The sequence below is a fragment of the Massilia terrae genome (assembly GCF_024753145.1).
GTDB classification, from domain to species: Bacteria; Pseudomonadota; Gammaproteobacteria; order Burkholderiales; family Burkholderiaceae_D; genus Telluria; species Telluria terrae.
On record NZ_JANUGU010000005.1, the window covers coordinates 161,178 to 180,280 of the forward strand.

Below are 19,103 nucleotides of genomic sequence, written 5' to 3' on the forward strand. Positions count from 1 at the left end.
AATAAAAATGCGCGAAACCCGGCCAGTATCTTTCGTTTGCACGAAACTACACGTCCGGACCTTTCTCTTTCGCTGGCGGCCTCAGCCCGTGAGCCTCAGCTTCGCCTGCAAGCCACGTCCGGCGCGCGCGATCGCGCTGCGTGCGAGGTAGCGCGCCATCACCAGCGGACGCTTGCGGTCGTAGCCGTTCTTCGTCATGCGTTGCGGCAGGAAGAAGCGCCTGAACACCCCCAGCGCCGACTGCCGCGACACGCGAAAGCGTCCGTTCACCTGCGTCGTGTCGTAGCCGTATTCGTTCTTGAACAGGAACAGCGCGTCGCTCGATGTGATCGACACCGCATAGGGCGCGTCCGCCTGCAGCACTTTCCAGCCGTGGCGGTACGACACTTCCACCGTCAACCGCAGGTCGGACAGGTACAGCACCAGCGGCTCGATCCGGCGCGCCGATTCGAGCAGCCGCGGCAAGCCGTGCAAAGTCTGGCCGACCTGGGCGCGATACTTCATGAAGGCGGACCGGATCTCGGACAGCGGCACCTGCTGCGCCGGCGGCAGCAGCTTGCCGCGCTGCCCGAGCAGGCCCTGCCAGTGCACCAGCGCGTGTTCGTGCTCGCGGGTCAGGCTGGCGGCACTGTCCGTTTCCAGGTCGAGCCGGCTGCCGGGACGCAGGAAGCGGATGGATGGCGCCCATTTGCCCAGTTCCGGCGCCAGTGCGATGTCCTGCGGCGTGTTCTGCGCCTCGTTCAGGTAGGCGTTTTCCTCGCTGCTGAAATAGACGAAGGAGGCGAACGGCACCGTGACCTTGGGACGCAGGCATGCGACCTGTTGCGCGATGCGCTGGATCTTCTCGCGCGCGGCGGCGCGATGCTCCGCCAGTTGCCCCGGATTGCCGACCCAGCTGGCGTAGCCGAACTGCGTGAACAGGTAGTCGATGCGCGGCGCGGCCGCCGCCACCTTGGCCTTGACCTCGCGGCACTGCTGTTCCGTCGCGATCACGCAGTCGTTCAGGTTGAGGATGCTGCGCTCGCCGCTCTGGATCAGGCACCAGGAATCGCCATCGCTGAAGGGATGCACGGTGATGCGCAATTCGGGCCCCAGCACCACCGGCACTCCCGCCCTGCACTCGCGCACATCGAGACCATTCTTGCGCAGGAAGCCGGCCACGCGCTTGTCCAGCGTGTGCTGGAACAGGAAGGTGGCGATGCCGCGAAACTGGTCCTTGAACTTGCGGAGGAAGGGAACCGAGAAATGGTCCGGGTGCTCGTGCGAGAACCAGATGAACACCGGCAGCCCGGACTTGTTCAGGCGCCCGATCAGGGCCTCGCTGCTGGTCGACTGGTCGAGCAGGTTCCAGCCGTTGTTGAAGGCCGAACCTTCCAGCCAGGGATCGACCAGCAGCAAGGCGCTGTCGTTCTCGACGATGAAGCTGGCGTGGTTGACGAAGCTGAGTTGGTTGAGTCGCATGGATGGCCCGGATCAGATGACGACGAATTTGCCGCCGTGAAAGCCCAGCGGCTTGCTCGGATTGAAGTGGCAGTGCTCGACCTGCCCGACGAAGATGACGTGGTCGCCCTCCGGATAGCGGCTGCGCGCGCGGCATTCGAACCACGCCGCCACGCCGGGCAGGATGGGCAGCCCGGCGGGCGATTCAGCGTAGTCGAGCGCGGCGAAACGGTCGCCGGGGCCGCGCGCGAAACGCAGGGCCAGTTCGAGCTGGTGCGCGGCCAGCACGTTGACGATGTAATGCGATGCGCAGCTGAATGCCGGCAGGCTGCGCGCCTTGCCGGCCAGCCCCCACAGCACCAGCGGCGGCTCGAGCGAGACCGAGTTGAACGAGTTGACGGTAAGCCCATGCAGCGCCCCGTCCGGCGTGCGGGTCATGACGATGGTGACGCCGGTGGCGAACTGCGCGAGCGCCGACCGGAACTGGCCAGTGTCGAACCCGGGGGCAAGCGTGTCCGCGGCGAAGGTAGTCATGAAAGGCCCGATGCGGTTGGCATGAACGCAGCTTAGCCAGCGCACAGGCGGGACGGCTGATCTCGGACAAACGCGCGCGCTGCGCCGGCTGAGCCACGATCAGGATCGGCAGCGGCATCGGAAGCCGCTTCGCCAAAACGCGGAAAAGCCCTACAATAGATTGATCCAGAGAATCTTTTTACCCACGCCCATGCAACCTGACACGCTTCTCTTTGCTGCGCCCGCCATGCTCGCCCCGACCATCGCCGCCATCGTGCTGGGCCTGCTGATCGGCAGCTTCCTGAACGTGGTGATCTACCGGATCCCGGTGATGATGCAGCGCGAGTCCGACAACTACGTCGCCAACGAGCTGGGCAAGGAGCTGCCGCACACCGACCGCTTCAACCTGATGGTGCCGCGCTCGCGCTGTCCGCACTGCGGGCACCAGATCACGGCGCTGGAAAATATCCCGCTGATCAGCTGGCTCTTCCTGCGCGGCAAATGCAGCGCATGCAAGGCGCCGATCCCCCTGCGCTACCCGGCCATCGAACTGTTCACCGGCCTGCTGTCGGGCCTGCTGGTGTGGACCTTCGGCAGCGGCTGGATGGGCCTGGCCACGCTGCTGTTCGCCTGGCTGCTGGTGGCGATGACCTTCATCGACTACGACACCCAGATGCTGCCGGACGACCTGACCTATCCGCTGCTGTGGGCCGGCCTGCTGCTCAACATCAACGGCATGTTCGTGCCGCTGCAGGAAGCCGTGATCGGCGCCGCCGCCGGCTACCTGGCGCTGTGGGCGGTGTACTGGCTGTTCAAGCTCGCGACCGGCAAGGAAGGAATGGGCTATGGTGACTTCAAGCTGCTGGCCGCCCTCGGCGCCTGGCTGGGCTGGAAGATGCTGCCGTCCATCATCCTGCTGTCCTCCGTGGTCGGCGCGGTCGTGGGCATCGGCCTGATCGTGGTGGCGCGCCGCGGGCGCGACAAGCCGATCCCCTTCGGCCCCTATCTCGCCGCGGCCGGCATGATCGCCCTGCTGTACGGCGGCCCGATCCTGCGCTATACGCAAAACCTGCTGGTCTGACATGGAGCCTGAGCAGCGCAAATTATTCACGGTCGGCCTGACCGGCGGCATCGGCAGCGGCAAGAGCACCGTCGCCGACCAGTTTGCGGCGCTCGGCGCCTCCGTCATCGACACCGACCAGATCGCCCATGCGCTGACGGCCCCGCACGGCGCCGCCATGCCGGCCCTGCTGGCCGAATTCGGTCCCCAGTTCGCCATTTCCGACGGCGCCCTCGACCGCGCCCGGATGCGTGAGCTGGTATTTACCGATCCCGGCGCCCGCGCCCGTCTCGAAGCCATCCTGCACCCGAAGATCCGCGAAGCCACCGCCGCCGCGGCCGCGATCGCCACCGGCCCCTACGTCATCTTCGTAGTCCCGCTACTCATCGAATCGGGCAGCTGGGCCGGACGGGTCAACCGGGTACTCGTGGTCGACTGTCCCGAAGCCCTGCAAATCCAGCGTGTCATGTCGCGCAATAGCCTGCCGGAAGCCCAGGTGCTCGCCATCATGGCGGCCCAGGCCAGCCGCGAGCAGCGCCTGGCGGCGGCCGACGATGTCATCCTGAACGACGATGGAATCGACCTTCTGGCCCCTCAAATTGCTCGCATGCATACTTTCTACTTGGATAATGCGACCAGAATGACATAATGTAAGGGCTTCGTTTGTAATTTTGCTCCGCTTGGTACAGAATCACGGGGTTGCTCGCCAGCCTACATTCAAAGGAATGTTATTTTGATCGTCTACGAATACCCTTTCAACGAGCGCATACGCACGTTGTTGCGGCTGGAGGACCTTCACGAGAAGTTCAAGTTTTTCGTGCACCAAGAGCACGCCATGCAACACCACGTGGCCCTGTCCACGATTTTCGACATGCTGGAAGTGGCCGGCCGCGCCGACCTCAAGTCCGACCTGCTGCAAGAACTGGAACGCCAGAAGCAAAGCCTGCTGAGCTACCGCAGCAACCCCAACGTCGCCAGCGACGCCCTCGATGCCGTGCTGGCCGAGCTCGACAGCGTCAGCAGCCGGCTGGTCAGCGCCCAGGGCAAGACCGGCCAGAACGTGCGCGACAACGAATGGCTGATGAGCATCCGCGGCCGCACCATCATCCCCGGCGGCGCCTGCGAATTCGACCTGCCCTCGTACTACGCGTGGCAGAAACGTCCGGCCGAACAGCGCTACCACGACATCATGAACTGGTTCACCCCGCTGATGCCCCTGTTCGACGCCCTCGGCCTGGTGCTGCGCCTGCTGCGCGATTCCGGCCGGCCGCTGAAGATGATCGCGGTGGCGGGCAGCTACCAGCAGATGCTGCAAGGGAAGATCTACCAGATGCTGCGCCTGACACTGGACGAGAGCCTGGGCGCGATCCCGGAAATTTCGGCCAATAAATACATGCTGTGGGTCCGTTTCACCAGCCACGACGGCGACTGCAAGCCGAAGCCGCTGGAAGAAGACGTCCCGTTCGAGCTCACGCTCTGCAATTTCTGAGGTTTTCCATGGCCGTCGTATCCTGCCCGACATGCGGCAAGAAGGTCGAGTGGACGGAGAAGAACAAATTCCGCCCCTTCTGTTCCGAACGCTGCAAGCAAATCGATCTCGGCGCCTGGGCCGAGGAAAAGTACACGATCCCGGCGGCCGCGCCGACCGATCCGCAGGACGATCCGCTGGCGGACGAATAATTCACGAACAAGAACAGCGCTCGCAGGATCCCTAGCGATGAATTTCCAAACGTTCGACCTGAACTTGCTCCGCACCTTCGATGCGGTCATGACTGAGCAAAACATCACGCGCGCGGCCGAGCGCCTGGCGACCACCCAGCCGGCGGTGTCGAATGCGCTCAAGCGCCTGCGCGAAGCCGTCAACGACGAGATCCTGGTACGCACCGCGCGCGGCATGAAGCCGACCGCGCGCGCCGAAGAGATCTGGCCGACGGTGCGCGCCGCGCTGGCCGCGCTGGAAGGCACGCTCAGCCCGCAGCACTTCGACATCTCGACCACCAAGGCCAGCTTCCGCATCGCGATGGCCGATTCGACCGCCAACCTGCTGCTGCCGCAGCTGATGGAGCGGATCCGCAAGGAGGCGCCGGAAATCGACATCCGCATGGTGCCGCTGCCGGGCCGCGATCCGCGCCCGCAGCTGCTCAACGCCGACGCCGACCTCGCGGTCGGCTCCTTCCCCGGCATCGTGGCGCAGCTGCGCGAAGGCCAGCAGCGCGACGTGACCCTGCACCACCAGCGCCTGTACAGCGGCGAGCCGATGTGCATCATGCGCAAGGACCATCCGCTGGCGCAGCAGGACCTGACCATCGACCGCTACAGCGATGCGCTGCACGTGCTGGTGAGTTTTTCGGGGAGCCCGTCGGGACCGGCGGACGACATGCTGGCCACGCTCGGCAAGTCGCGCCGGATCGCGCTCACCGTGAACCAGTTCTCGACCGCCTTCCACATGGTCGCGGCCAGCGACCTGATCGCCGTGGTGCCGCACCACCTGATCGAAGCGAGCGAATTCAAGGACCAGCTGGTGATCAGGGCGCTGCCGTTCCAGCTGCCGATCGTGTACGTGGACATGCTGTGGCACGAGCGCGATATGCGCCATCCGGTGCACCGGTGGCTGCGCGAGACCATCATGCGCGTGCCGGCGGTGGTGGAGCACGAATAAACCACCTGCCCCAAAACCGTCGTCCCCGCGAAGGCTGGGACCCATGCTGAGCTAGCGAACCGGCGGCGTCACCAATGCCGGTTCAGCGAGTTGTCTATGGGTCCCCGCCTGCGCGGGGACGACGTGTTTTATCTTGGCGGTCAAGCCGCGACCGTAATCCCGCTCGGCACCTGCACCGGCTTGTTGATGTTCCCGTAGCGGTCCATGAACAAGCCGTCCAGCGCGATCTCCGGCTGGCGTCCCGACAGCATGTCGGCCATCACCCGCGCCGAGCCGCAGGACATGGTCCAGCCCAGCGTACCGTGGCCGGTGTTGAGGAACAGGTTGCGGTACGGCGTCGGCCCGATCACCGGCGTGCCATCCGGCGTATTCGGGCGCAAGCCGCACCAGAACTCCGCCTTCGACACATCGCCGCCGTTCGGGAACAGGCTGTTCACCGAGAACTCCAGTGTCTCGCGGCGCGACTGGCGCAGCGTGCGGTCGTAGCCGGTGATCTCGGCGGTGCCGCCCACGCGGATGCGGTCGCCCATGCGCGTGATCGCCACCTTGTAGGTCTCGTCCATCACCGTCGATTCCGGCGCGCCGGCGGCGTCGGTGATCGGCACCGTGATCGAATAGCCCTTGACCGGATAGACCGGGATCTTGATGCCGATCTGGCGCAGCAGGAAGGGCGAGAAGCTGCCCATCGCGACGAGGTAGCTGTCGGCCTTCAGCTCACCCTGCGAGGTCTTCACGCCGGTGACCTTGTCGCCCTCGATGACCAGGTGCTCGATGGTGACGTTGTGGCGGAACTTGACGCCCAGCGCCTTGGCCATCTCGGCCAGCTTCTGGGTAAACTTGAAGCAGTCGCCGGTCTCGTCGCCCGGCAGCTGCAGGCCGCCGACGAAGTTGCCGCGCACGCGCGCCAGCGCCGGCTCCGCGCTTTCGCAGCCTTTCGGATCGAGCACGTTGTACGGCACGCCCGACTGCTGCAGCACCGCGATGTCGTGCGCCGCCATGTCCAGCTGCTTCTGGGTGCGGAACAGCTGCAGCGTGCCCTTGGTGCGCTCGTCGTAGCTGATGCCGGTGTCGGCGCGCAGCTGCTTGAGCACGTCGCGGCTGTACTCGGCGATGCGCACCATCCGGCTCTTGTTGATCTCGTAGCTGCGCGCATTGCAGTTGGCGAGCATCTGCAGCATCCAGCTCCACATGTGCGGATCGAACTTGGGACGGATCACCAGCGGGCTGTGTTTCATCGTCAGCCACTTGAGCGCCTTGGCCGGCACGCCCGGCGCGGCCCACGGCGTCGCGTAACCGGGCGAGATTTCGCCGGCGTTGCCATAACTCGTCTCCATGCCGGCGGCCGGCTGGCGGTCGATGACGGTCACGTCGTGGCCGGCCTGCGCGAGGAAGTACGCGGAAGTCGTGCCGATGACGCCACTACCCAGAACGATGATTTTCACAGCGACCCTTCAACAGATTTGATTAACGGCCCGACCCCGCATAGCGCAACTGATCGAGCCACTCAAGCAGCGGGATGGTTGCGGGCAGCAGCGGGGTCACGCCGACTGAACCCTGCCACGCAAAGGCCTGGCCTTCCAGGCTTTGCGGCTCGCCGCGCCAGTCGCGGCTGATGAAAAAATGCAGGCGCACGTGCGCGTGCGGATACACGTGTTCGACGCCGCACCACTCCTCGGCGGACTCGATCTCGACGCCCAGCTCCTCGACGAATTCGCGCTTGAGCGCGGCGAGGATGGATTCGTCCGGCTCCACTTTCCCGCCCGGGAACTCCCAGTAGCCGGCGTAGGGCTTGCCCTCCGGCCGCTGGCCCAGCAGCACGTCGCCGTTCGGACGCATCAGGATGCCGACCGCGACATCGATCGGCCGCTTCGCTTCGCTCATGCGCCCTGCCCGCCTTCGAGTTTGCCGGCGTAGTCCTTGGCGAACTGCCAGGCGACCCGGCCCGAACGCGAACCGCGCTGCAGGACCCAGCGCAGCGCCTCCGGCCGCGCGGCCTCGATCTGCTCGGGCGTGCAGCCGAAACTGGCCAGCCAGTGCCCGGCGATGTCGAGGTAGTCGTCCTGCTTGAACGAGTAGAACGACAGCCAGACGCCGAAGCGCTCGGACAAGGAGATGCGCTCCTCGACGGTCTCGCCGGGATGCAGGTCGCCGTCGGCGCCATGGGTGTAGCTGGCGTTATCGGACATCTTCTCCGGCATCAGGTGGCGCCGGTTGGAGGTCGCGTAGATCAGCACATTGTCGGACTGCGCGGCGATGCTGCCGTCCAGCGCCACCTTCAGCGCCTTGTAGCCAGCCTCGCCTTCCTCGAACGAGAGGTCGTCGCAGAAGATGATGAAGCGCTCCGGCCGCCCGGCGACCACGTCGACGATGTCGGGCAAGTCCGCGAGGTCGGCCTTGTCCACCTCGATCAGGCGCAGGCCCTCGGCCGCGAACTGGTTCAGCACCGCCTTGATCAGCGAGGACTTGCCGGTGCCGCGCGCGCCGGTGAGCAGCACATTGTTGGCCGGGCGGCGCGCCACGAACTGGCGCGTGTTCTGCTCGATCGCCTGCTTCTGCGGCTCGACGTGCTGCAGGTCGTCCAGCCGGATGGAGGACGCGTGCAGCACCGGCTGCAGGTATTTGCCGGCGCCGTTCGCATGGCGGCGCCAGCGGAAGGCGAAGCCGCGCTTCCAGTCCGGTTCGCGCTGGCCCGCTGGCGGCAGGATCGCTTCGACGCGCGCCAGCAGGGCATCGGCGCGTTGCAGGAACTGTTCGAGCGGCGACATCGGATCAGGAGCGGTAGTCGGCGTTGATGCTGACGTAGTCGTGCGACAGGTCGCAGGTCCACACGGTGCCGCTGGCATTGCCGCGGCCGAGCTTCACGCGCACCAGGATCTCCGCCTTCTTCATCACGCGCTGGCCGTCTTCTTCCTGGTAGGCCGGATTGCGGCCGCCGGCCTTGGCCACCAGCACGTCGTCCAGGTACAGGTCCAGCTTGGTGGTGTCGAGATCGTCGACGCCGGCGTAGCCGATCGCGGCCAGGATGCGGCCCAGGTTCGGGTCGGACGCGAAGAACGCGGTCTTCACCAGCGGCGAGTGGGCGATCGAATAGGCGATCTTGCGGCACTCTTCCTCGTCGCGGCCCTCTTCCACCGCCACGGTGATGAACTTGGTCGCGCCCTCGCCGTCGCGGATGATCTGCTGCGCGAGGTTCAGCGAGAGCCCGGTGACGGCATCGCGCAAGGCCGGATAGTGCGGGCTGTCGGTGCTGTTCACTTCCAGCGCACCGGCGCCGGTCGCCATCAGGATGAACGAGTCGTTGGTCGAAGTATCGCCGTCGATGGTGATGCAGTTGAACGAACGGTCGGCCGCGTGGCGCACCAGTTCATCCAGCACCGGCTGGGCGACCTTGGCGTCGAACGCGACGTAGCCCAGCATGGTGGCCATGTTCGGGCGGATCATGCCGGCGCCCTTGCTGATGCCGGTCATCGTGACCTGGTGGCCGCCGATGGTGACCGTGTTCGATGCGGCCTTCGGCTGGGTGTCGGTGGTCATGATCGCTTCCGCGGCATTGAACCAGTTGTCGGCCTTGAGGTTGGCCACGGCTGCCGGCAAGCCGGCGACGATCTTCTCGACCGGCAGCGGCTCCAGGATCACGCCGGTGGAGAACGGCAGCACCTGCTGGGCATCGAGGCCGAGCAGCTTGGCCACTTCGGCACAAGTGCGCTGGGCGTTGGCCAGGCCCGGCTCGCCGGTGCCGGCGTTGGCATTGCCCGTGTTGACCACCAGTGCGCGGATCGGTTTACCCGACTTCAGGTTGGCCTGGCTCACCTGCACCGGCGCGGCGCAGAAGCGGTTCTTGGTGAAGACGCCGGCGACGGTGGCGCTGTCGGCGAGCTTCATCACCAGCACATCCTTGCGGTTCGGCTTCTTGATGCCGGCTTCGGCGAAACCCAGTTCGATCCCGTTGACGGGTTTCAGGTCGGCTGCGACTGGCAGGGGAGAATTGACGGCCATGGCGTTCTCAAAATTTTTTGTCGAATTCGATATTGTACCGCCACCGCCCGGCAAAGGCAGCCGCGCAGCGCCCGTCAGCCCGGGCGGCGATGAAAACTTTATAATGCCTGCACTGCAACGTGGAGAAGTTGATGAACGACACCCAGCGCACCTGGCTTAGCTCCCTGTTTTCACTGGCGATCATCGCGTTCGCCGTTTTCATCACCCAGCGCTTCATCCTGCCTTTGCTGTGGGCCGCGATCCTGGCGATCGCCAGCTGGCCGCTGTTCGTGCGGGCGCGCCGTTCGCTCGGCGGGCACGACATCCTGGCGGCGCTGGCGGTCACCCTGCTATGCGCCGCCGCGCTGGTGACGCCGCTGGCGCTGGGCCTGATGCAGGCCGCGCACCAGGCGCCTGCGCTGGCTGCGTACATCGCCACCGCCAACAACGAAGGGCTGGCCGCGCCGGACTGGCTGGAGCGGCTTCCGGTGGTAGGCGGCGCAATCCTGGAATGGTGGCAGACCACGCTCAGCCAGCCGCACGGCCTGGCCCACCTGTTCACCGACGGCGGTCCCGGGCCACACCTGCACAGCGCCAGCGAAGTGCTGCGCACCTTCGGCAGCGCGGTGATGCACCGGATGATCGACGTGGCGTTCGCCTTCCTGTCGCTGTTCTTCTTCTACAAGGACGGCCCGGCGCTGCTGTCGCAAACGGAGGCGATCGGCCGCCACCTGATCGGCAACACGCGCTGGCAGCTGTACTCGACCAAGGTGCCGACCGCGATTCGCGCCACTGTCAACGGGCTGGTGCTGGTGGGCCTGGCCGAGGGCCTGCTGCTCGGGATCGCCTACGAATTCGCGGGCGTGCCGTCGGCGGTGCTGTGGGCGGCGGCGACCGGCGTGCTGGCCATCATCCCGTTCGGCGCGCCGCTCGCGTTCGGCGTGGTGGCGGCGGTGCTGTTCTTCCACGGGCACACGGCAGCGGCGGCCGGCATCATCGCCTTCGGTGCGGTGGTGCTGTTCGTGGCCGATCACTTCGTGCGGCCGACCATCATCGGCAACGCGACCAAGCTGCCCTTCCTGGCGGTGCTGCTGGGGATCCTGGGCGGGGTCGAGATGCTGGGGCTGATCGGGCTGTTCGTGGGGCCGGTGGTGATCACGCTGTTCGTCACGCTGTGGCATGAAGAGAAGCTGTTCCGGCGCGGAGGGCATTAACGCAAGAGCCTGGCCTTCGGGAGAACGGCCGCCCTCCTGTCGAACGTGGCAATCGACGCACAACCAGTCCTGACGTAGGCATGAAAGATGACGCAGTCTGCAAAATCGGCCGACGTATTTTGCCAATCGCGCAGCGCGAGTTCGACGACTGCTTCATCTTCAAAGCTTACTTCGCCTGAGGCGAGGAGCGCCCCCAACAGAAGAGCCACGCCCTGTTTGGAAACGCGATAGCTGCTGCGCAGTACCCACTCGCACTCGAGCAGCACAGCAAATGAAATCAGCAATTTGTCCTGGGTTTTATGTGTGGACTGGAGCAGGTGCTTCGTAATCTGGAAGGCAGCTTCGTCATCCCTGACGAGGTAGCGAATCACGACATTCGTGTCCAGGCCGATCATTTGTCAGAACGAAAGTTTCTCGATAGGTACTGTCTCCCGTCCCCTCTCGTACAAAACACCGCCGAGGTCCAAAATGCTGCCGGTCTTCACGCGCAGAATAATTGCTCCGTCCGGCGCAACTGTCAGCACAACGCGGTCGCCCGGTTTGATGCCAAGCTTTTCTCTTACAGCCTTCGGGATTGTCACCTGACCAGTTCGCGAAATCTTGGTATCCATAACACCCTCCTCATTGAAGAAGTGTATCCCCCTTGACGCTGTCGGCAATCCAGAACGCGCAATAGAGTCGCGGTTCCTTCGCGGTCGATGCAGGCACAAATAAAAAACGGCAGGCCCAAGCCTGCCGTTTTTTTACCACTATGCAGCGCTTACGCCAGCCTGCCGTGGCACTGCTTGAACTTCTTGCCGCTGCCGCAAGGGCACGGGTCGTTGCGGCCGACCTTCACGCCCATGTAGGTGGTGCTCGGATCGGCCCCGGCCAGTTCCGGCGCGCCCGCCGCCACCGGCGCCATCAGCTCTTCCGGCGCGGCGGCCGGGTTGAACTCGGAGTGCTGGTAGTTGATGTTCTCCAGGTGCGCCGCCTGCGCCGCCACCGCTGCTTCCGCCGCTTCGACTTCCTCGCGGGTCTGGATGCGGACCGTCATCACGGTGCGGATCACTTCGTTCTTGATCATGTCCAGCATGGCGCCGAACAGTTCGAAGGCTTCGCGCTTGTACTCCTGCTTCGGGTTCTTCTGCGCATAGCCGCGCAGGTGGATGCCCTGGCGCAGGTGGTCCAGCGCGGCCAGGTGCTCGCGCCAGTGGCTGTCCAGGCTTTGCAGCATCACGTTGCGCTCGAAGCCGCCGAAGCCTTCCTTGCCCACCACCGCCACCTTGGCGTTGTAGGACTCGTCGGCCGCGGCCAGCACGCGCTCCAGGATGTCGTCGTCGTTCAGGTTCGGCTCGTCCTCCAGCAGCTGCGCCAGCGGCACATCCAGCGCCCACTCGTTGGCCAGCGTGTCCTGCAGGCCCTTGATGTCCCATTGCTCCTCGACCGATTCGGCCGGGACGAAGGCGCGCACCACGTCGGTGAACACGCCCACGCGCAGCGAGGCGATCAGCTCCGAAATGTCGGCCGCTTCCAGCAGTTCGTTACGCTGGGTGTAGATCACCTTGCGCTGGTCGTTGGCGACGTCGTCGTATTCGAGCAGCTGTTTGCGGATGTCGAAGTTGCGGGCCTCCACCTTGCGCTGAGCGGTCTCGATCGAACGGGTCACGATGCCGGCCTCGATCGGTTCGCCTTCCGGCATCTTCAGTCGTTCCATGATCGCGCGCACGCGGTCGCCGGCGAAGATGCGCAGCAGCGGATCGTCCAGCGACAGGTAGAAGCGCGAGGCGCCCGGGTCGCCCTGGCGGCCGGCGCGGCCGCGCAACTGGTTGTCCACCCGGCGCGACTCGTGGCGCTCGGTGCCGATGATGTGCAGGCCGCCCTGCGCCACCACGTGGTCGTGCAGCGACTGCCATTCGTCGCGCAGCTTCTGCGACTGTTCCTGCTTCTGCTCCGGCGCCAGGGCCTCGTCGGCCTCGATGAACTGGATCTGCTTTTCGACGTTACCGCCCAGGACGATGTCGGTGCCGCGGCCGGCCATATTGGTCGCGATGGTGATCATCTTCGGCCGGCCGGCCTGCGCCACGATCTCGGCCTCGCGCGCGTGCTGCTTGGCGTTGAGGACGTTGTGCGGCAGGTTGGCCTTGGTCAGGATGCCGGACAGGAGCTCGGAGTTCTCGATCGAGGTGGTACCCACCAGCACCGGCTGGCCGCGCTCGTAGCAGTCGCGGATGTCGTTCACCATCGCCTGGTACTTTTCCTCGGCCGACTTGTAGACCTGGTCCTGGCGGTCCTTGCGCTGGCTCGGGCGGTTCGGCGGCACGACCACGGTTTCGAGGCCGTAGATCTCCTGGAATTCGTAGGCTTCGGTGTCGGCCGTACCGGTCATGCCGGACAGCTTGGTGTACATGCGGAAGTAGTTCTGGAAGGTGATCGAGGCCAGGGTCTGGTTCTCGTTCTGGATGCGCGCGCCTTCCTTGGCTTCGACCGCCTGGTGCAGGCCGTCGGACCAGCGGCGGCCCGTCATCAGGCGGCCGGTGAATTCGTCGACGATCACCACTTCGCCGTTCTGCACCACGTAGTGCTGGTCCTTGTGGTACAGGACGTGCGCGCGCAGCGCTGCGTACAGGTGGTGGATCAGGGTGATGTTGGCGGCGTCGTACAGCGAGGCGCCTTCCGGCAGCAGGCCCATGCGGGTCAGGATCTGCTCGGCCTTCTCGTGGCCGGCTTCGGTCAGCAGCACGGTGTGCTGCTTCTCGTCCTTGACGTAGTCGCCCGGCTTCTCGACCTTGCCCTTGCCGTCCGGGGTCTCTTCGCCGATCTGCTCTTCCAGCAGCGGCGGCACTTCGTTCATCTTGTAGTAGACGTCGGTGTGGCTCTCGGCCTGGCCGGAGATGATCAGCGGGGTGCGCGCCTCGTCGATCAGGATCGAGTCCACCTCGTCGACCACCGCGAAATTCAGGCTGCGCTGGACACGTTCGCTCGCGTCGTAGACCATATTGTCGCGCAGGTAGTCGAAGCCGTATTCGTTGTTGGTGCCGTAGGTGATGTCGGAAGCGTAGGCTTGCTGCTTGGTGTCGTGGTCCATCTGCGACAGGTTGATGCCGGTCGTCAGTCCCAGCCAGCCGTACAGCTGGCCCATCCACTCGGCGTCGCGCTGCGCCAGGTAATCGTTGACGGTGACGACGTGCACGCCCTTGCCGGACAGCGCGTTCAGGTACACCGGCAGGGTCGCCATCAGGGTCTTGCCCTCGCCCGTGCCCATCTCGGCGATTTTGCCCTGGTGGAGCACCATGCCACCGATCAGCTGCACGTCGAAGTGGCGCATCTTGAACACGCGCTTGGCGGCCTCGCGGCACACGGCGAAGGCTTCGGGCAGGATGTCGTCCAGCGATTCACCCTTGGCCACGCGGTCTTTGAATTCGGGCGTCTTTGCTTGCAGCTCGGCGTCGGACAGCTTCTCCATTTGCGGCTCGAGCCCGTTAATCTGGCGCACCGTCTTTTGGTATTGCTTGAGCAGCCGCTGGTTGCGGCTACCGAAAATCTGGGTCAGTAATGACATGCTTGAATTCTTGAAATATACGCCGCACAGATGATATCAAAATGATATCACTCGAATACTGCCTATGGCCGCAAACTGGTGATTCTATCATGCGATCCGGCCACACTTGGGGGCAATAGACCGGATAACAAGTACTGCCGATCAAAGATACTGATCAGTTTGGCCTCAGGGAAAAGCGGTCCGCACGGCGGTGCTTGCCTGTGGTATGTTGGCGGCATGCAGTTTCTCTCTCGCAATCAGCGTCCGGTGCACATCTTTGGCACGCGGAACAACCAGACCTCCCACGGCGCCACCGATTTCCTGCGGGCGAACGAGCGCCTGGCCGCCCTGTTGCCGGCGGCGATGCGCATGGGGCGGCTGCAGGGCGACTGCGCGGCGGCCTTGCCGGCGATGTTCGAGCATTGCGACGTGATTTCGTTCAGCGACGGCGCGCTGGTGCTGGCGGTGCCCAGCTCGGCGCTGGCGGCGCGGCTCAAGCAGCAGCTGATGAAGCTGCAGGCGACCCTGCAGCAGCGGGGCTGGCAGGTGGATTCGATCAAGCTGAAGGTGCAGGTGACGCGGGCGTTGACGCCGGAGCCGCTGCTGCGCAAGCTGGAGCTGCCGCCGCTGGCGGTGGATGCGTTCGAACAGCTGGGGGAGACGCTGGAGCAGTCGCCGCAGAATGAAAAGCTGATTGCGGCGATCAGGTCGCTGGCGGCTAAGCGGCGGCAGGGTTAAAGGTCACTCAAAGTCAAATGGGGTTCCCGCCTGCGCGGGAACCCCATTTTTGCGTGATCAGGAGAGACGCCGACTCAGTTCAGCGCCCACTCCCGTGCCATTTGGCGAACGTAGGAAGCCGGCGCCGAATTCGGCACATCGAAGCTGACGATTTCATAAGCGTCCTCGCGCGCCAGCAGCGCGCGCAGCAGGTCGTTATTGAGCGCATGCCCCGACTTGTGGGCCGTGTAGCTGGCCAGCAGCGGATACCCGACCAGGTACAGGTCGCCGATCGCATCCAGGATCTTGTGGCGCACGAACTCGTCCTCGTAGCGCAGGCCGTCCGCATTGAGGATGCGGTACTCGTCCATCACGATGGCGTTTTCCAGCGAGCCGCCGCGCGCCAGGCCCATGCCGCGCAGGCTTTCCACGTCCTGCATGAAGCCGAAGGTGCGGGCGCGCGCGACGTCGTGCACGTAGGAGACATCGCCGAAATCGACGCTGGCGCGCTGCACCGTGCCGTCGACCGCGGGATGGTTGAATTCGATGAAGAAGTCGAGCTTGAAACCGTCGTACGGCGACAGCTTGGCCCACTTCTCGCTGGCGCCGCTGCCCTGCCGCACTTCCACTTCCTTGAGTACGCGGATGAACTTCTTGGCGGCGCCCTGCTCCTGCACGCCCGCCTGCTGCAGCAGGAAGACGAAGGACGATGCCGAACCGTCCATGATCGGGATCTCTTCGGCCGACACATCGACGTACAGGTTGTCGATACCGAGGCCCGCGCAGGCGGACATCAGGTGCTCGACCGTGGACACGCGCGCGCCGTCCTTGACGAGGACCGATGCCATGCGGGTATCGCCGACGATGCCGGCGCTGGCCGCGAATTCGACCACAGGATCGAGGTCCACGCGGCGGAATACGATGCCGGTATTGGCCGCGGCCGGGCGCAGGGTCAGTTCGACCTTGGTGCCGGAGTGCAGGCCGACACCTGTGGTGCGGACCACCTGTTTGACGGTTCTTTGTTTAAGCATCAGCCGATTATAGCCCAGGGGCCGTGTTGCCGCCCGACCCTCCCCGGGGTGGTAGCGGGAATGCCACGTTTTCTAGGGATGCTCGGATTCGGCGTGGAAGCGCTCGTGGCGGATCAGGTACAGGCCGCTGCCGATGATGATGGCCGCGCCGATCAGCGTGTAGCGGTCCGGCAGCGTATGCCAGAGCATCCAGTCGATCGCCACGCCCCAGGCCAGCGCCGAATATTCGAAAGGCGCCACCACGGAAACTTCGCCATGGCTGAAGGCTTCGTTCAGTGCCAATTGTGCAAAGAAGCCGCTGATGGCGAGGGTGCACAGCACCGGCACATGGGATGGGCGGACCGGCAGCCAGTCGGCCCAGGCAAGCGCGGTGGCGCCGGCTGCCATCATGATCATCAGCCACAGCATCATGTGCTCGCTGCGGTCGGTGCGCGCCAGCACGCGCGCGGAGATCGCCGACACCGCATACATCGCGGCGGCGGCCAGGATCGCCAGGCCGCCGATGCTGAGGAAGCCGCTGCCGTCGGGCCGCAGCACCACCAGCACGCCACCCATGCCGACGCCGATCGCCACCCAGCGCTGCGCGTTCACCTTCTCTTTCAGGATGAACACCGACAGCGCCGTGATCAGGATCGGGCCGATGAAGAAAATCGAATAGGCCGAGGCCAGCGAGAGCTGCCTGACCCCGAAGGCGAACAGGGAGAGCATCATGATGCCCAGCCCGGCGCGCAGTGTCTGCAGGCGCCAGTTGACCTGCAGCGCGGTGCGGAAGGCGCCGCGCCAGCCAACCCAGGCCAGCACCAGCGGCAGCGATGCGAGCGAACGCAGCGACGCCACCTGCATCGCAGGGAACTGCCCTGCCAGCACCTTCATCGTCGTGTCCATCACCGAAAACATGGCGACGGCGACCAGCATCGCGTAGATGCTGCGCAGGTTGGACTGGCGGCGCGTCAGCGCCTGCGATGCACGGGTCATGCGGGCGTTATCAGCCCAGCTGCTTGAGCATGGTTTCGGCGTTCGAGACTTCGAAGCCGTTGGTTTCCACGTTCAGCTGCTTGACCACGCCGTCCTCGACCAGCATCGAGTAGCGCTGCGAGCGCGTGCCCATGCCGTGCTTGGAGAAGTCGGCGTCCAGGCCGAGCGCCTTGCTGTAGGCGGCGTTACCGTCGGCCATCATGCGCACGATGCCGGTGGCATGCTGGTCGCGGCCCCAGGCGCCCATCACGAAGGCGTCGTTGACCGAGATGCACCAGATTTCGTCGACGCCTTTGGCTTTCAGTTCGGCGGCGTGCTGGACGTAGCCTGGCACATGCTTGGCCGAGCAGGTCGGGGTGTAGGCGCCCGGCAGGCCGAAGATCACGATCTTCTTGCCTTTGACGAGGTCCGCCACGTTGAAGGTGTTCGGGCCGAGGCTGCAGCCTTCGGTTTCGGTCTCGATGAATTCCGACAGGGTGCCTTCCGGCAGGCGGTCGCCGATCTTGATGGTCATGGTGGATCTCCTTGTTAATCAGTTGCCAAGGCGGGCAGTATGCCCCATCCGCGGCTTTCTTGCAGGGCTTGCGCCAGCCGCCAAATGATTGCACCATTGGCCACCCCAACCGCATGCCACGCCATGAAGAACGAGAACTACCTGCCCGAGGTGAAGGCGCAGTACGAACACCTGCCCTACCCGCCCTGCGATCCGAGCGATGAGCACAAGCGCCTGCAGCGCACCTGGACCGAAGACCTGCCGATGATGAACCACTACTGCTTCGGCGGGCGCGAGAGCTTTCGCAAGGGTTTCCGCGTGCTGGTGGCGGGCGGCGGCACCGGCGACGCGACCATCTTCCTGGCCGAGCAACTGCGCGGCACCAATGCGCAGATCGTGCACCTGGACCTGTCGAGCGCCAGCATCGCGATCGCCAAGGAGCGCGCGGCGATCCGCAAGCTCACCAGCATCCGCTGGGTGCAGGACTCGATCCTCGACATTCCCTCGCTGGACCTGGGCCGGTTCGACTACATCAACTGCTCGGGCGTGCTGCACCACCTGGCCGATCCGGACGCGGGGCTGCAAGCCTTGAAGAGCGTGCTCAAGCCGGACGGCGCGATCGCGCTGATGGTGTACGGCGCCATCGGCCGCACGGGGGTCTATCACATGCAGGAGCTGCTGCGCCTGTCGGACCGGGGCTGCGATGAAGCGTCCAGGATCGCGCAGGCGAAGGAGGTGCTGGCCGCGCTCCCGCCGGGGAACTGGTATCGGCGCGGCGCCGACATCTACAACGACAATGACACCGACGCCGGCATCTTCGATTCGCTGCTGCACTCGCAGGACCGGGCGTACACGGTGCCGCAGCTGTATGAATGGCTGGCCGACCGCAATGGCTTTCATATCGAATGGAGCGACGTCGGCCGCGGGCGTTATCCGTATTCGCCGGAGCTGACGCTGGGGCTGGAGGCGCGGCGGGTGCGCGCGCGCCTGCCACAGATGGACGAGCGCGCGCGGCACGCGATGTCCGAACTGCTGATGGGGGACATCACGCGGCACACCTTGTACCTGACGCGCGGGCCGGAAGCGAAAGCGGCCTACGGCGACGCGCAGTATGTGCCGATGTACTTCCACGAACCGCTCGATCCGCGCGGACTGGAATCGATGTTCGCGCCGAAGCAGGGGCTGACCATGCTGCGGCATCCGCACCTGGGGCTGACGGCGGCGGTCGATGCAGGCAAATATTCGGGCAAGATCCTGCGCCATATCGATGGCAAGCGCAGTTTTGCGCAGATCTTCAACCTTGTTCGCAATGACCCGGCCGTGCGTCCGGCCACGCCGGATGATGCGGCGCTGTTCGCCGACTTCAAGCCGGTGTACGAGCTGCTCAACGCGATCGAGCGCATCCTGCTGCGGCACGCGTCAGTGCCGGCATAAGTACTTTTAGTTAGCTTAAATACCGTCGTTCCCGCGCAGGCGGGAACCCATGCTGAGCGTGCAGTCACGCGG

At 65.0% G+C, this 19,103-nt stretch carries 20 protein-coding genes; 8 read left to right on the forward strand and 12 right to left on the reverse strand.

The genetic code is table 11. The features are described from left to right. Positions 1–81 precede the first annotated feature (81 nt). Positions 82–1,461: an MBL fold metallo-hydrolase gene (locus NX778_RS15745; protein WP_258812713.1), complete on the reverse strand. Its 1,380-nt coding sequence runs from the start codon at positions 1,459–1,461 to the stop codon at positions 82–84. 12 nt (positions 1,462–1,473) lie between these two features. Further along, positions 1,474–1,974, reverse strand: a complete 501-nt coding sequence (locus tag NX778_RS15750) for a flavin reductase family protein (protein ID WP_258812714.1) — start codon at positions 1,972–1,974, stop codon at positions 1,474–1,476. 190 nt (positions 1,975–2,164) lie between these two features. On the opposite strand from NX778_RS15750, the gene NX778_RS15755 reads away from it, so the two are divergent. From NX778_RS15755 to NX778_RS15775, 5 genes are all read left to right on the forward strand, one after another. Beyond that, entirely contained in the window at positions 2,165–3,034 is an 870-nt protein-coding gene (locus NX778_RS15755; protein ID WP_307728077.1) for a prepilin peptidase, read from the forward strand. A 1-nt stretch (position 3,035) separates the two neighbouring features. Then, positions 3,036–3,662 carry a dephospho-CoA kinase gene (gene coaE / locus NX778_RS15760; protein ID WP_258812716.1) on the forward strand — a complete coding sequence of 209 codons (627 nt, stop codon included), beginning with the start codon at positions 3,036–3,038 and terminating at the stop codon, positions 3,660–3,662. Between the two features lie 84 nt (positions 3,663–3,746). After that, positions 3,747–4,502, forward strand: a complete 756-nt coding sequence (gene zapD, locus NX778_RS15765; RefSeq protein WP_258812717.1) for a cell division protein ZapD — start codon at positions 3,747–3,749, stop codon at positions 4,500–4,502. A gap of 8 nt (positions 4,503–4,510) precedes the next feature. Further along, on the forward strand, positions 4,511–4,693 hold the full coding sequence (gene yacG / locus NX778_RS15770) for a DNA gyrase inhibitor YacG (protein WP_258812718.1): 183 nt from the start codon (positions 4,511–4,513) through the stop codon (positions 4,691–4,693). A gap of 37 nt (positions 4,694–4,730) precedes the next feature. Beyond that, complete coding sequence (locus NX778_RS15775; RefSeq protein WP_258812719.1) at positions 4,731–5,672, forward strand: LysR family transcriptional regulator; 942 nt, start codon at positions 4,731–4,733, stop codon at positions 5,670–5,672. 140 nt (positions 5,673–5,812) lie between these two features. On the opposite strand, the gene NX778_RS15780 is transcribed toward NX778_RS15775, so the two are convergent. Genes NX778_RS15780 through argJ form a run of 4 tightly spaced genes read right to left on the reverse strand, consistent with a single transcriptional unit; the run spans position 5,813 to position 9,668 of the window. Continuing rightward, positions 5,813–7,114: a D-amino acid dehydrogenase gene (locus NX778_RS15780; protein WP_258812720.1), complete on the reverse strand. Its 1,302-nt coding sequence runs from the start codon at positions 7,112–7,114 to the stop codon at positions 5,813–5,815. Between the two features lie 22 nt (positions 7,115–7,136). Beyond that, positions 7,137–7,553: an NUDIX domain-containing protein gene (locus tag NX778_RS15785; RefSeq protein WP_258812721.1), complete on the reverse strand. Its 417-nt coding sequence runs from the start codon at positions 7,551–7,553 to the stop codon at positions 7,137–7,139. Then, complete coding sequence (locus NX778_RS15790) at positions 7,550–8,437, reverse strand: ATP-binding protein (RefSeq protein WP_258812722.1); 888 nt, start codon at positions 8,435–8,437, stop codon at positions 7,550–7,552. Before NX778_RS15790 ends, NX778_RS15785 begins: the two co-directional genes overlap by 4 nt. A gap of 4 nt (positions 8,438–8,441) precedes the next feature. Further along, a complete protein-coding gene (gene argJ, locus NX778_RS15795) occupies positions 8,442–9,668 on the reverse strand; it encodes a bifunctional glutamate N-acetyltransferase/amino-acid acetyltransferase ArgJ (RefSeq protein ID WP_258812723.1) in 1,227 nt (408 codons plus the stop codon). 131 nt (positions 9,669–9,799) lie between these two features. On the opposite strand from argJ, the gene NX778_RS15800 reads away from it, so the two are divergent. Further along, on the forward strand, positions 9,800–10,861 hold the full coding sequence (locus NX778_RS15800) for an AI-2E family transporter (RefSeq protein ID WP_258812724.1): 1,062 nt from the start codon (positions 9,800–9,802) through the stop codon (positions 10,859–10,861). Here NX778_RS15800 and NX778_RS15805 read toward each other — a convergent pair. From NX778_RS15805 to secA, 3 genes are all read right to left on the reverse strand, one after another. Then, positions 10,858–11,256: a type II toxin-antitoxin system VapC family toxin gene (locus NX778_RS15805; RefSeq protein ID WP_258812725.1), complete on the reverse strand. Its 399-nt coding sequence runs from the start codon at positions 11,254–11,256 to the stop codon at positions 10,858–10,860. The genes NX778_RS15800 and NX778_RS15805 overlap by 4 nt on opposite strands. Positions 11,257–11,259: 3 nt before the next feature. Beyond that, positions 11,260–11,472 (reverse strand): AbrB/MazE/SpoVT family DNA-binding domain-containing protein, encoded by a 213-nt coding sequence (locus tag NX778_RS15810; RefSeq protein ID WP_258812726.1) that lies wholly within the window; start codon positions 11,470–11,472, stop codon positions 11,260–11,262. 149 nt (positions 11,473–11,621) lie between these two features. After that, the gene (gene secA / locus NX778_RS15820) at positions 11,622–14,402 is read right to left on the reverse strand and encodes a preprotein translocase subunit SecA (protein ID WP_307728078.1); all 2,781 of its coding nucleotides are present in this window, start codon (positions 14,400–14,402) and stop codon (positions 11,622–11,624) included. Between the two features lie 216 nt (positions 14,403–14,618). Here secA and NX778_RS15825 point away from each other — a divergent pair, with 216 nt between their 5' ends. Beyond that, positions 14,619–15,119, forward strand: coding sequence for a DciA family protein (locus tag NX778_RS15825; RefSeq protein WP_258812727.1), 501 nt, complete (start codon positions 14,619–14,621; stop codon positions 15,117–15,119). Positions 15,120–15,193: 74 nt separating this feature from the next. On the opposite strand, the gene lpxC is transcribed toward NX778_RS15825, so the two are convergent. The 3 genes from lpxC to NX778_RS15840 all read right to left on the reverse strand — a co-directional run bounded on the left by lpxC (position 15,194) and on the right by NX778_RS15840 (position 17,618). After that, on the reverse strand, positions 15,194–16,129 hold the full coding sequence (lpxC, locus tag NX778_RS15830) for a UDP-3-O-acyl-N-acetylglucosamine deacetylase (RefSeq protein WP_258812728.1): 936 nt from the start codon (positions 16,127–16,129) through the stop codon (positions 15,194–15,196). Between the two features lie 72 nt (positions 16,130–16,201). Further along, positions 16,202–17,104, reverse strand: a complete 903-nt coding sequence (locus NX778_RS15835; RefSeq protein ID WP_258812729.1) for a DMT family transporter — start codon at positions 17,102–17,104, stop codon at positions 16,202–16,204. 10 nt (positions 17,105–17,114) lie between these two features. Continuing rightward, positions 17,115–17,618 (reverse strand): peroxiredoxin, encoded by a 504-nt coding sequence (locus tag NX778_RS15840; RefSeq protein WP_258812730.1) that lies wholly within the window; start codon positions 17,616–17,618, stop codon positions 17,115–17,117. 123 nt (positions 17,619–17,741) lie between these two features. Here NX778_RS15840 and NX778_RS15845 point away from each other — a divergent pair, with 123 nt between their 5' ends. Then, positions 17,742–19,031, forward strand: coding sequence for a class I SAM-dependent methyltransferase (locus NX778_RS15845; RefSeq protein ID WP_258812731.1), 1,290 nt, complete (start codon positions 17,742–17,744; stop codon positions 19,029–19,031). Positions 19,032–19,103: the final 72 nt, after the last annotated feature.